Origin of the sequence: Psychrobacillus sp. FSL K6-1415 (assembly GCF_038003185.1) — a bacterium.
Lineage (GTDB): Bacteria > Bacillota > Bacilli > Bacillales_A > Planococcaceae > Psychrobacillus > Psychrobacillus psychrodurans.
Window position 1 is genome coordinate 3,392,469 of sequence record NZ_JBBOOQ010000001.1, and the last position, 13,241, is coordinate 3,405,709.

A 13,241-nucleotide genomic window follows, 5' to 3' on the forward strand; every position below is an offset into this window, starting at 1 on the left:
TGAAGATGAAAATTGTAACGTCTCCTGTGTCAGAAACAAACATGGAAATCACAACACTCACGTTTGCTTGAATTCACACGAATGTATCTACCAGATAAAGTTGTTAAGTGCAAAAAAACGATCACATTTTTCGGAAATGTGGTCGTTTCTTAAAGAGACATCGAATTACTGTGCCTCGCTAAGTACTCTTCCTTGTCTTTATAATCTGGCATAATACTTCCAACGCGCCGCCAAAAGGATCGATCATGATTCATATGAGTTATATGACATAATTCATGGATTATCACATAATCGATTACTTCTACTGGAGCCATAGCAAGACGAAAGTTAAAGGTAATCTTTTTATCCGAACTACAGCTACCCCACTTGACTTTAGACTCAACTATTTCAATGATTTTAGGTTTAACTTTCAGCAGTTTTTGATATATTTTTATACGTTCCTCTACAATAGTCTTGCATCTATCCTTATAGAACTTCTTGAGATTTTTCTTAAGAACCTCTTCATTTAAATCACTACAATCTATTAATTCGTGGAGAAATCTTTCTTTACCAATGTACAAAAACTTTCCGTTAGCGTGATACTCTCTTGCCTTAGGTAATTCTCGAGCTGTTCTAATTTCATGGATTTTTTCTAGTATCCATTTTCCTTTGCTTGCTATTGCCCTATCAATCATTTCTTTACTTGTGCCTTTTGGAACTTTAGCAGTAATGAAACCCAACGTATCTATATGAATAGACAGCTTCTTCCCATTTCCATACTGAACATTATATTCAATGATATTATTTTCAAATTCAACTTTCATAACTACCCTCATTTTTAATAATAAATTTTGCTGTTATTTTCGACTTTATTAATGTTATCAACGTATTAAAAGGTGTCAGCTCCCCATACAATTCAAAATTGTATGAGGAGCTGACACCTTAACTCTAAAATACAAATAGTGCTTTGTATAAAGTGAAACTTCAATCAGTGGGGGTTTCCATCATCCCCCACTGATTGTAGGTTGAACCATTCGGGCGTTTACGGGCAGTTGTCTCCCACTTATGCTTTGTTGCTTAAACCAAGCCTTGAAATGGGTGTATTACTGCCAGTTAATGCGGGATAAATCTAAACTCTTAGAGTGCCTCTGAATCCCCTTGCAGCATAGTACGAGTCTGCTCCATTGTGGTACACAAAAACAGTCTCGTAGCGACTATCACAAAATAGAGCCCCACCGAGTTTTCTTATATCATCAGGTGTTTGAACCCAACTCGACGTTTTCAAATCGAAATTTCCAAGTTTTTGCAACTCCCGATATTGTTCTTCCGTTAACAGTTCAATGCCCATCTCATTTGCCATATCAATAGCGCTATTTTCTGGTTTATGTTTTTTTCTTGACTCCAACGCTTCACGGTCGTAACAAACACTTCTACGGCCTTTAGGACTTTCTGCTGAACAGTCTATAAAAATATATTCGTCATTCTCTTTATCATAACCAACAACATCCGGTTCCCCTTCTGTTTTTTCCATTTCATTAAGCGACCACAATTTGTCAGTATTTGTTTCTAGTTTTGTCTGGACACTAATCCATTCAATCTCATCATGACGGTTCATATTTTTCTCAAAACGGCTTTTTAATACTGTGAGTAATTCCTCTCGTTGTTCTAGTGTCAACTCCGTATTACTCTTTTTCATATTAATTCCTCCTTATCTTTTTACTAGGTTTCGTACTATTACCCAACTTGATGGCACAGGTTTATTAAAAATATTTTAGGTTATTTCTGGACTATACAACCAATTTTATCTAATCCATTCAGCACCATCTTATTCTTTCAAAAAAGGGGAATTAGCAATTTTTTTATATTGTTACTCAAAAGTTAGTATAGCAATGTTTTTAGAAATATTCAGCTTACAAATCTAAATATATTCTAATTCTTTTCATCTGTTTTAATCATGGAATCAATTGATCTATTCTGTAATTAAACTATAAGCGGAAATTTTCTTTATTTTTAAGGATACTAACATTGAAATACAATAGGCTAGTATAAGGATGCTTGCACAAAGCATTAGAATAATGGGTAAATTAATAGTAAACTCCATACGTTTAACTCCAGCGCTTGAAAGTAATACGGAAAGCATAGGATTAGTGAAAAAATAGCCAAGCACACCACCAATTGTAACACCTATAAAAATCACGGGTAGAAAACTGATGGATATTTGGTTCATCAGTTGAATTGTTGAATAGCCTATTGTTTTCATTACTCCAAATTCTTTCTTTCGCTTAATAATCATTGTTTTTATAACCAAATACAGAATCATCACAACAACTAGAACGGTAATTGTCAAAACCAGTAGCATAACTGCAAACACTGCAGCTGTATACATTCCGGTTTGGCTTTCTATATTTTCATCGATATCTAATGTTTCACCTATATAATTCCCGTACTGTTCCTGGACATTCTTCATAAAGTCTTTATTCGATACTCCGTCTAAATAGACATAGAGTGTGGTACCTTTAAATTCTGATTGTAATTGTTGAATACCTTCCATTGTTAATGAAGATATCTGTCCTAAATTACCAATCGATTGACTAAGACCTGTTACTAAATAACTTACTGTTTCAGCCCCATATTCTACGTCAACCGTATCGCCAATTCCTTTATTGATTTGATTTGAAACTACCCAGGAGATAGCTATTTCGTTTTCATACTTTGGCTGACGCCCTTTATAAACGACATTATTCTCTAGCTGGGAATAATGATCAGTAACGTTTGTATAAACTGTTTGACCATCAATATTTGTTTCAATTGTGTCTAATATATTCACTTTCCTTACATGATCGATTTGCTCAATGTCGCTTAAAAGATTTCTTATGTCTGCATCTGACTTAACAGCTATATATACATTTGCAGGTTCTGATCCAAATAAGTTAACGAATGCCGATTTGTCTGAAGCAATGTTGTAATACATCACTACTGAAAAAACTGTCGCAAAAGTTAGCGCCATAACTATTAAACTAATCATTATATTTTGTTTTGAGTTTACCAACATTGACTTTATAGCAAGTAGAAAATGAAGACCACCTTTAGCTTTTGCCAAAGGAATGTGATTTTTTCTAAAACTGTGTGTATGAACACCTCCACGAAGTGCCGCAACAGGTAGAATTTTTCTTATACGAAAAGCAGATAACAAAGTTACGACCACAACACAAATGGTTACAAAGAAAATACTGATTATGTTAACAATCATATCAAAACTTTGAATCCATATTAAACCAGAAATAGTCGAAATAATACCTCCAAACAAAGGCATTAAAGCATATGATAATGCAATTCCTACCACGCTCGCACTAAGAGCTATCATGATATATTGAAGTAGAATTGATGTGAAAATTTGCCGACTTGTATAGCCAATTGATTTAAGTACTCCTATATTTACCATTCCATCTTCAATACTATTAGAAACACGGAACTTAATGACAATTAGTGAGACCAGTACGATAATCGCAGAAAAAGCTACTAATATTGTAGCTATGATATTGATAGTTAATGTATTTACATTTTTAACTAATTCGATATCTAAACCAAAAATGTAAGTAGTGTCCTTATGTTGTGACTTCTTTACATTCTGAATAAATTCATTTTTTAACTGTGAGGATTTTGTTCTATCTTCCATCACTGCCGATATGATTAACTCATCTGATTGATAGTCAAGTTCGTCTGCTAGTGTTTGATAGGAAGTCTTAGGTAACATAAATTTCATAACGCCGATGTTATTTGTACCCATTATCGTTGTTTCAAAAAATCCAGCAACTCGATACTCAAAGTCCTTGTCTTGATATGTGATTCTAAAGTCATCACCTAACTCATAACCACCATCCGTTTTAAAACTATAAGGTACAAATATATCTTTGGAACTTGAAGTATTCACTTTTTCGATTAACTTTAACGGTCCAATATTTCGATTAGTATCTGCATTAAAAATTACTGCACTGTTCGTTAATTCACCGTTACCAAATTTATAATTAGCAAGGTTCATATGGATAATCTCTTCTGTTTCGGTCTTTTTTATCCCAGAATAGTTCTTTAAAAAATCTTCATGAGTTAAATGATAACTTGTTTGATCCATCACAATCGTTACGTGAGGATCTTTTAATTGCTCTGCTTTTTGATCAAAAAATGCATTTAGTTGAGTAACAACCATTAGACCAACATTAAGAAGTAGCGTAGCAACCAAAATGAATATACATAAAGAAACGGTAGCAGACTTACTTTTTCTAATATTCGCCATAGATAGGTTCAAGATTTTCATCTTACCACCCCATTTCTGCTAGAAAATGTTTAATCTTTTCATGCCGTTCTAGATTTTTTTGTTCACTGTATTCACCCAATTTTAAATCACCACAAATGACACCGTCTCGCAAATATAAAATTCGATTTCCACGTAATGCTGTTTTCATATCATGAGTGACCATGACAATACTTTGCCCGTTTTGATTTGCCTTTGTAAAAATATCTAACACACTTTCACTTGATGCTGAGTTTAATGCACCGGTTGGCTCATCAGCAAAAAGTATTCTTGGACTGTTAATCAATGCACGAACAATTCCAACTCGCTGTGCCTCCCCACCAGAAAGTTGTGTCGGAAATTTAGACCATGCGTTTTCACTAATCCCTACTTGTATTAATAATTCTTTCGCTTTTTGCACGACTTCACGCTTATTCTTATTTACTAAAAGACCACTAGCCAGTACATTATCGAGGACACTCATATTATCTAGTAAATAAATCTGCTGAAAGACAAAGCCGCAATTGTTTCTTCGAAATATCGCCAGTTGATCGTTGTTCAATTTAGCTAAATTTTTACCACCAAAATCGATTTCACCTAATGTTGGTTTATCTATGCCACTAATTGCATACAGTAGAGTGGATTTTCCAGATCCTGAACTACCCATTATGATTGTAAAATCCCCTTCTATTAGACTAATATCTAGATTTTTTAATACATGCTGTTGATTTCCACCGTTCGAAAAGGTTTTACATAGCTTCTCCGTTTTAATAATTACATTTGTCATGCTTTTAGCACTCTCCCTTTATTAAGCTCATGTTTGTATTTTCAACTCAAAGAAAAAAGACCGTAATGTAGATTACAGTCTTATCATACAAAATGAATTCTTATTAAATCTTTGTGCAATTCTTAACTAATTCTTAATTCTTATGCTAGCATGATTTTCAGGACAACCGTAAAACCATCTTTTCCGTTGTAACAGCTAATTTGACCATACATATTCTCCATGAAGTACTTAGATATATATAGACCAAGACCTGAACCATTCTTGCCACCGACATTTTTCCCACGATAATATTTATTGAACAGTAGAGGTAATTCTTCTTCTTCAATTCCCGACCCAAAGTCTATAATGTAGAGCTCAAGGTAGCCATGTTTGATCTCGGACTTAATAGTGACCTTTGTTCCTGCATATTTATATGAATTACTTATAATATTGTCTAATACCTGCTGCATACGTAGTGGATCCGTTAAAATAATACAGTGTGGAATTGAATCATATACAATTTGGTGATCATAATTGACATTTTCAATCATATCAACAAGCACTTCGCTCGATTCTTCGGATACCGTTAATTTTAATTGTTGCAGCTCTTCTAATGTGGCATGAAACATATCCGTAACAAGTAAGTCGATTTGATCAGCTTTTGAATAAATAGTATTTACTTGCTTGATCACCTTATCGTCTTTTACCTGCATAAGCATTAATTCACTAACCGCCTTTATTGAAGCAACCGGTGTTTTAATATCATGACTTAATGTGGCAACAAGCTCTTTTTTACTACGGTTGGATTCATACTCTCTTTGACGTGAAGCATCGAGTTCATCACGCAACAAATCAAAGCTTTCCGTGAACGCACCAAAGTAATTGTTCTCGTTCATTTTTAAAGGCATCTCCAAATTACCTCTAGCCACATTCACTGCGAAATATTGAAGCTGCTGAAAAGGTTTCAATAACGTTCTGTTAATATAGTAAAGATAAAATATACTAAATATCGCTAATAAACCGAAAATGAAACTTACGGAAATGACGAGTTCCCTTTTCATTTGATCCATTAATTCTTGCTCATTATTACGGATAATTATCTTCCCTACAATTTCGTTATTTTGCTTCAAATCTATAAATGTATCTCTATTTTCTATGGCTTCGTATATATTGTTAAAATGATTTCCTGGTGTTTGATAAATCACGTTTTCTAAGTGATCTATAATAGAAAATGGTTGTTTTATGTCGCTATTATAAAAAGTTTCTTCACTAACTTGTCCCCAATTTTTTTCTACCGTTTTAACTACATCATTTATGGCTACAAGATCCACTTTTGGAATATCTTTATTGTTAATAATAATTATGGAGAAAGTAATTCCTATAGCAAAAACAACCAAAATCATACAGATTAGCAGCTTTATTTTCATCTGTTAGTATCCTCTAATACATACCCTGTTCCCCATACAGTTTTTATAAATTGCGGGTCCTTTGGATTACGTTCAATTTTCTCACGTAAATGCCGAATATGTACATTTAGGGTCCCATCCCCTACAAAGGTATCTTTCCATACATTTTGAAACAGTTCATCTTTTGTGATGATACGGTTTTTATTTTTCGCTAAATAATACAAAAGCTTATATTCCATTGTTTTTAGTTGAATATCAATACCATCTACTCGAACACGATGAAGTCTCGTATCAATTTGGATCTGTCCGAACTCTAATACACCTTGTTGAATGCTAGAACTATTTCCATATCTTTTAAGTACCGCTTTTACTTTAGCTAATAAAATACTTAATGTATATGGCTTATGAATATAATCGTCTCCACCTATATTAAGCGCAATTAAAACATCATCATCACTAGAACGAGCACTTATAAATAAGATAGGAATCTGCGTTGTTTCACGCAATTTTTTACACAAATCAAACCCCGATTCATTACCGAGATTGATGTCTAGAAGAATCAAAGACGGTTTATGTTCTTCCAAAAAACGTTCGCACTCTTCCGCATTTGTCACAAATGCTGTTTTGACTTCAAACATATTAAAATATTCACAAGTTGTTTCTGCTAAAGCAATTTCGTCATCTACAATTAAACAATCTAATTTCATCGTAAATCTCCTAGAAAAAGACTTTCCTACTTGTTTAACAGGATATTTATAGTATACATTAAATTGAATTTAAGGGTGTAAATTTATGGATATACTTATTTAATAAAGAAGGAATTAAGTAGCAATATAAAATTATCTTCTCCATTGAATACTGCATTGCCTTTCGCCCTATCTTAATCTCCATAATTCTCATACAAATCCCTAACATAAAAACAACCCTTGAAATGCCTAAAATCAGACACATCCAAGGGTTTCGATAATGATTTTAACCCCAGACTGCTTCAGAGTGTACAGACTGTAGGTGGGAATAAGGGGGTTGGTGGTTTAATACATCTTTAAAACAAAAGATAGTGAATAAAATAAATCACATGAGTTGAGAGTTACATCAACCCTCTTCTCCAAAGTTATCAAGCAATGCACGCACTTCATCCGTCGATTTTGTGTTCATCAATTGATTTCTTAGTTCGCCAGCTCCACGGAATCCTTTGACATATATTTTGAAGAAGCGGTGTAGTGCTGTGATGGAACGTGGCAATTCTGCTGAATATTGATCTTGAAGATCCAGTTGTAATCTTAGAAGATCTAGATATTCTGAAGTACTATGCTCTTTCGGTTCCTTTTCAAATGCAAAAGGATTTTTAAAAATACCACGTCCAATCATAACCCCATCAACGCCATATTGGTGGACGAGCTTCAACCCAGTTTCCCGGTCAGGAATATCGCCGTTAATCGTTAATAGCGTATTCGGTGCGATACGATCACGTAATTTTTTAATTTCCGGGATTAGCTCCCAATGTGCATCTACTTGGCTCAATTCTTTTCTTGTACGTAGATGAATTGATAGATTAGCAATATCTTGTTCCAAAATATGTGTTAGCCAGTCCTGCCACTCCTCTAACTCCGAGTAACCAAGCCTCGTCTTAACACTGACAGGTAAACCTCCCGCTTTTGCTGCTTGTATAATTTCAGCTGCAACATCTGGACGTAAAATTAGGCCGCTTCCTTTCCCTCTCGTTGCTACATTAGGTACAGGACAACCCATATTAATATCTATTCCTTTAAAGCCAAGTTCTGCCATGCCAATACTCATTTCACGGAAATGGTCGGGCTTGTCTCCCCATATATGTGCAACCATTGGCTGTTCATCTTCTGTAAATATCAAACGTCCACGAACACTTTTCTGTCCTTCCGGATGACAATAGCTCTCCGTATTTGTAAACTCTGTAAAAAATACATCCGGTCTACCTGCTTTACTTACGACATGACGAAAAACAACATCCGTCACATCTTCCATTGGTGCAAGTACAAAAAATGGTCGTGGTAAATCAAGCCAAAAATTCTCTTTCATATTCAAAGTTCAAATCCTCTCATCATGGTGTAATCGGCGAGTAAATATATAAAATAATTTCATTCAATCATACTAATTTATGAAATCCCTATAGCATTGATTTCGACTTTAGGCGGGCGGTTTCCATGGGCGGCTCGAGCCTGTAGTCTATCACTCGTGTTGGTCCCGCTGGAGTTGCTTCCTTCCCCTCCAATGTAACACTCGTATATTTAATTTAAATAAGTAATTATGAAATCGACTTCTACAAGTCATTATTATAGTATAACCTAGCTTTTTAAAATTATCTCCAAACATGTTTGCTAAAAAGTTCAATGTTTAAAATTTCACTATTACTTGTTTTCTCCTTGAATGTAGAATTAAAAGCAGACGGTCATTTAGAGGTGCATATCGCCCTTCCAAACCGTCTGCTTTTTTATTCCATCAAATATTTAGTTAGATAAAACCATAGTGTATTATTTTGATGATGCGATTTTTATATGAGCTAAATGATGCTCTTCGTGCCAAGCTAATTTTGCAACTTTTGTTGCCACTGTTATTGTACCGTTTGTTTTGTGAGTAAAGGCTCGTTCTAATTGATCTTCAGTTAAACTTTGTCCTAAGTATACAATACGCTCATTTATCCCCTCTAACATTTTAATAGAACATTCTACAGGAAGCTCTGTATCTGGTTGAACAGCCCACTTTTCCTCACTAAAACCTGGTACTACTGGATTCTCATCAGTTAAAGCTAGCTTCAAACGTTGGTACATGTTCAACTGTGAATCTGCAATATGATGAACAAGCTGACGAATTGTCCATGCACCTTCACGATAGGTTTTGTTTAAATCCTCATCACTTAATGTATCAACAGTTTCTCTAAGTCGCACCGTATACGTTCTAATATCCTGTAGCCATTCTTGAATATTTTCTAATGTTACTTTTTCAGGAACTTGTAATTCTCCAATTGGGTATCTAACATTCACTTTCAACCCCCTTTTTCCTATTCTTTATTTTTGATATTTACACTACTATATCAAGCGGCTTAAATGTTGTTAACATTACTAAACTAATAATCACCTATTATTGGAACTAAAAAAGTCGATTCCTCACTTGGAACTCCTTCTTTAACTTAGGTTGCTAACTTTCCATTCCTGCAATTCCAAAACCACCAGGTCCTGCATGGGTAGAAATCATTGCGCCAGCTTGCATCCATGTTACTTTCTCGAAACCTGTTTCATTTGCGATTTCATTCATTCTACTCTTAATACTCTCATCTAGTCCGATAGAGTAGATTAAATACAGCTGTTTTCTATCAATTTCGTATTGATTTAAGTAATCTCGCATGAGCTTTTCCGCCACAATGTTCATACTCCCACGATATTTTCTAGTGGAAACAAGCTTTCCTTCTATTAACTCTATACAGGGCTTTATTTTTAATAATAACCCTCCAATATAAGCTACATTACTTACCCGTCCACCCGCTCTGAGAAAGTCTAAACTACCGGGAAGGAAAGCCAATCTTGTTTTAGGAACCACAGATTCTATTTTTTCTATTAAGTGAACATGACTAATGGAAGGTTCTTCCTCGAGTAAAGTTGCCGCATATATCACGATTGCAGCCAATCCACCTGTAACGTTTAGTGCATCAATGAGAAAAAGATCTTCAAAACCTTCCGCGGCAATTAACGCACTCTGAAAGGACGCAGATGCTTTAGAGGTATATCCAATGTGAATAATAATGCTATCTGGAAAATCTATTCTAATTTTTGTAAACAATTCATGATACTCATGTACATTCGTTGCTGTAGTAGATGGTATTTTTTTTGTGCGACTATGATAATCAAAAACTTCCTCTACCGATAGCTCACCATCTAAATAATCCTTCCCATCCATGATGACGTGCATGGGTACGACTTGAATTTGAAATTTTTCAACCAGGTCCTTCGGTAAATCCGCTCCACTCTCTGTCGAAAAAATAATCCTTTTCATTGAACATTCCTTTCAACTAACGCAGCTGTCCTGCTGCGTAATTAGTTATTTATATATCCTAAATATACACTAGAAAGGGATATTATTCATTAAATAATCAGAAAATTTTAGCGAGTAATGGATTACCAACACTAATGTAGACATATAAAACAAGGTCTATTAAGCTTCTCTATAATGTAAAATCATCTATTCTTTTCAAACTAAATCTACAATACTTACTTACCACCATTCATGATTTAAAACTAGTATAAATGTAAAAGCAGTCGGTTTAGATATGCATCATTGCACTTCTAAACCATCTGCTTAATTAATTTATTGAATTAATGTTACATCTATAAACCGTCAAAACCCTCATTCCACGGTTAACTAAAAGTCTTGAGACCAAACGTTCTTTTCACACTCTGTTCTCCCATTCTTTTCGAGTTACAATAAAGTTGTGATTCCCCTTATTCACCTAAGTGTAGTAAGGAGAAGGGTTAGGAGGAGAAAATTAGGTTAATAAGTGTGTGTAGCCATCCGCTCCTACCTCGCTCGCATTAGTCCATCACATTTAGCACATAACTCCACTTTTCATCGTCGGTTAATATGGCCATTTCTACTTCTAAATTGCCACCTAGATAAACATTCTGCCCTTGAATGGAAACAACCATTGCTTGCACGATTGGATTACTGTCATTTTTTTGATAGACATCGCCAATTCTAGGTGTATACGTTTCCGACAAATTGGTTTCTGCCGGTTGTGATTCCGACTCCTCAGCCATTTCTGCATTCGGGTCCTGTAAGTCGATAATCGTCGCACCATCCTCAAGTCCAGGAACCATCACCCAGTATTCATCATGTCTGATTCCATTCGACAGATTACTAATCACGCCATTTCTTTCAACCGAGGATACGATTTCAATAGCGTTGAGATGGTGATGATCCAGCGAATCAGGTTTTGGATTGATCACTAAAATGTAATCACCTACTTTAGCCTTGACGTCCTTATTGAGTGTAAAACGTTTTTGATTGTAAGCAAAACTATCTAAGTGTTTAGGCTTATAGAAATCAATTTCTTTCGCCATAGCAAGCTGTTGTTTAAAATTCTCCAGGCGAATGAGATGAATTGACTGTTTAAAAAATGCCTTTACTGAATACACTTTATGCAATTTATTTTGATAATAAACAAATTGGCCTTTACGAACGTTTACAAGCTTCATTTATCATCCCACCTCGCTGTAAAATATTGTTGATCTCCAATCATTCGGTTCGTTTGATTGTTTTGTAAAACGATATGACCATTAGAATAAGAATAATAGAAAATGGGAGTGCTGCAATTATGAGCATATTTTGAAAACCGTCAAGACCGCCGGAGTACATAACAATTGCAGCCATCGCTGAGAGAAGCAGGCCCCAAACTATTTTCACGACGTTTGATGGATTAAGTTGTCCTCCTGTACTAAACATACCGAGTACGAATGTGGCTGAATCTGCAGATGTAATGAAAAATATCGCAATCACAACTATCGTCAAAAAAGATAGTATCATACCAATTGGGTAATGTTCATACATGCCGAATGTTACTGTTTCTGTAGCCAATTTGGACAGTTTTGCAATGCCATGTTGTTCTAAGTTCAATGCTGACCCACCAAATACAGCGAAAAAAATGAACGTCACAAGGGTAGGGGCGATTAATACACCAATTATAAATTGTCTAATTGTACGTCCCTTTGATACACGTGCAATAAACATTCCAACAAATGGTGCCCATGATATCCACCATGACCAATAAAAGATGGTCCAGTCGTTAACCCAGTCCCTTTGAGCTTCGTTTACTGGCTTTAAATCGAAACTCATTTGTATAAAGTTGCCTATATAATTACCGATTGTCGTTACAAACATATTTGTAATATACATTGTTGGCCCTACGATAAATAATGCGAGCAGCAGTATAAGTGCGAGCCACAAGTTGATCGAACTTAGATATTTAATGCCGTTTCCAATACCTGTCCATGCGGATGCGATGAAAATGACAGTGGCTACAACTAAAATAATTAGTTGAAACCAAAAAGATTTCGGTGCGTTAAATAAAAAGGTTAATCCACTGTTGATTTGGGCCGAGCCAAATCCAAGTGTGGAGGCAACGCCGACCACTGTAGCAAAAATAGCAAGTGTATCGACTACTCGGCCAACAGTGCCGCGCATCATTTTTTTGCCGAATAAAGGTTCAAGTGTTGCGCTGATCAAACCAGGAGCGCCTACACGGAATTTAAAATAAGCAAAGATTAGTGCAACTACAGCGTATAATCCCCAGCCGTGGAAACCCCAATGTAACGAAGTGTATTGAAGCGATTCCAAAATCGCCTGCTCCGAACCCGGCTCCGCGTTTGGTGATTTTATAAAAGCATGGGAGATGGTCTCTGCTGTCGTAAAAAACATGAGTCCGATTCCCATACCTGCACTAAATAACATTGCAAACCAGGCAGGCAAGCTGAAATCCGGTTCATCATCATCTTTCCCCAGCTTTATATTACCAAAACGTGAAAACATCATATAAATACAAAAACTGATTAGTGCAACGATAACAAGTGTGTAAAACCATCCAAACTGATTGGAAATAAAATCGGTCACGGATGCGGTAAATTCATTTAAATAATCGGGAGCAAGAGTTCCCAAAAGCACAATTGCAATACATATAGTAATGGCATACCAAAATACTTTTGTAATATGCAACAAAACTCCCCCATTCTTTACTAATAACAGGATGTGTATTCTTATCTATCTCTATGCATATGTATCA

Annotated in this window: 11 protein-coding genes; all 11 read right to left on the reverse strand. The window is 35.3% G+C overall.

Annotated elements, in window-relative coordinates; genetic code table 11:
• Positions 1 to 149: 149 nt before the first annotated feature.
• Positions 150 to 803, reverse strand: coding sequence for a M48 family metallopeptidase (locus MKY60_RS16500; RefSeq protein WP_340930627.1), 654 nt, complete (start codon positions 801 to 803; stop codon positions 150 to 152).
• 305 nt (positions 804 to 1,108) lie between these two features.
• Positions 1,109 to 1,675: a DUF4256 domain-containing protein gene (locus tag MKY60_RS16505; protein WP_093495193.1), complete on the reverse strand. Its 567-nt coding sequence runs from the start codon at positions 1,673 to 1,675 to the stop codon at positions 1,109 to 1,111.
• A gap of 273 nt (positions 1,676 to 1,948) precedes the next feature.
• Positions 1,949 to 4,291 (reverse strand): ABC transporter permease, encoded by a 2,343-nt coding sequence (locus MKY60_RS16510; RefSeq protein ID WP_340930628.1) that lies wholly within the window; start codon positions 4,289 to 4,291, stop codon positions 1,949 to 1,951.
• A gap of 1 nt (position 4,292) precedes the next feature.
• A complete protein-coding gene (locus MKY60_RS16515; RefSeq protein WP_093495194.1) occupies positions 4,293 to 5,054 on the reverse strand; it encodes an ABC transporter ATP-binding protein in 762 nt (253 codons plus the stop codon).
• A 140-nt stretch (positions 5,055 to 5,194) separates the two neighbouring features.
• Positions 5,195 to 6,460, reverse strand: coding sequence for a HAMP domain-containing sensor histidine kinase (locus tag MKY60_RS16520; RefSeq protein WP_340880399.1), 1,266 nt, complete (start codon positions 6,458 to 6,460; stop codon positions 5,195 to 5,197).
• The gene (locus MKY60_RS16525) at positions 6,457 to 7,146 is read right to left on the reverse strand and encodes a response regulator transcription factor (protein ID WP_241598359.1); all 690 of its coding nucleotides are present in this window, start codon (positions 7,144 to 7,146) and stop codon (positions 6,457 to 6,459) included. Before MKY60_RS16525 ends, MKY60_RS16520 begins: the two co-directional genes overlap by 4 nt.
• Before the next feature lie 385 nt (positions 7,147 to 7,531).
• Positions 7,532 to 8,494, reverse strand: coding sequence for a tRNA dihydrouridine synthase (locus MKY60_RS16530; protein ID WP_090568563.1), 963 nt, complete (start codon positions 8,492 to 8,494; stop codon positions 7,532 to 7,534).
• Between the two features lie 452 nt (positions 8,495 to 8,946).
• A complete protein-coding gene (locus MKY60_RS16535; RefSeq protein WP_241598357.1) occupies positions 8,947 to 9,456 on the reverse strand; it encodes a YfiT family bacillithiol transferase in 510 nt (169 codons plus the stop codon).
• Between the two features lie 154 nt (positions 9,457 to 9,610).
• Positions 9,611 to 10,462 (reverse strand): DegV family protein, encoded by an 852-nt coding sequence (locus MKY60_RS16540; protein ID WP_241598353.1) that lies wholly within the window; start codon positions 10,460 to 10,462, stop codon positions 9,611 to 9,613.
• 536 nt (positions 10,463 to 10,998) lie between these two features.
• The gene (locus tag MKY60_RS16545; RefSeq protein ID WP_241598352.1) at positions 10,999 to 11,661 is read right to left on the reverse strand and encodes a hypothetical protein; all 663 of its coding nucleotides are present in this window, start codon (positions 11,659 to 11,661) and stop codon (positions 10,999 to 11,001) included.
• A 40-nt stretch (positions 11,662 to 11,701) separates the two neighbouring features.
• Positions 11,702 to 13,177, reverse strand: coding sequence for a BCCT family transporter (locus tag MKY60_RS16550; protein WP_340930629.1), 1,476 nt, complete (start codon positions 13,175 to 13,177; stop codon positions 11,702 to 11,704).
• Between the last annotated feature and the right edge of the window lie 64 nt (positions 13,178 to 13,241).

What these genes read in the sequence shown, in the direction of transcription:
- MKY60_RS16500 (WP_340930627.1), bottom strand. Translation starts at nt 803, where the DNA reads ATGAAAGTTGAATTTGAAAATAATATCATTGAATATAATGTTCAGTAT.
- MKY60_RS16505 (WP_093495193.1), bottom strand. Translation starts at nt 1,675, where the DNA reads ATGAAAAAGAGTAATACGGAGTTGACACTAGAACAACGAGAGGAATTA.
- MKY60_RS16510 (WP_340930628.1), bottom strand. Translation starts at nt 4,291, where the DNA reads ATGAAAATCTTGAACCTATCTATGGCGAATATTAGAAAAAGTAAGTCT.
- MKY60_RS16515 (WP_093495194.1), bottom strand. Translation starts at nt 5,054, where the DNA reads ATGACAAATGTAATTATTAAAACGGAGAAGCTATGTAAAACCTTTTCG.
- MKY60_RS16520 (WP_340880399.1), bottom strand. Translation starts at nt 6,460, where the DNA reads ATGAAAATAAAGCTGCTAATCTGTATGATTTTGGTTGTTTTTGCTATA.
- MKY60_RS16525 (WP_241598359.1), bottom strand. Translation starts at nt 7,146, where the DNA reads ATGAAATTAGATTGTTTAATTGTAGATGACGAAATTGCTTTAGCAGAA.
- MKY60_RS16530 (WP_090568563.1), bottom strand. Translation starts at nt 8,494, where the DNA reads ATGAAAGAGAATTTTTGGCTTGATTTACCACGACCATTTTTTGTACTT.
- MKY60_RS16540 (WP_241598353.1), bottom strand. Translation starts at nt 10,462, where the DNA reads ATGAAAAGGATTATTTTTTCGACAGAGAGTGGAGCGGATTTACCGAAG.
- MKY60_RS16545 (WP_241598352.1), bottom strand. Translation starts at nt 11,661, where the DNA reads ATGAAGCTTGTAAACGTTCGTAAAGGCCAATTTGTTTATTATCAAAAT.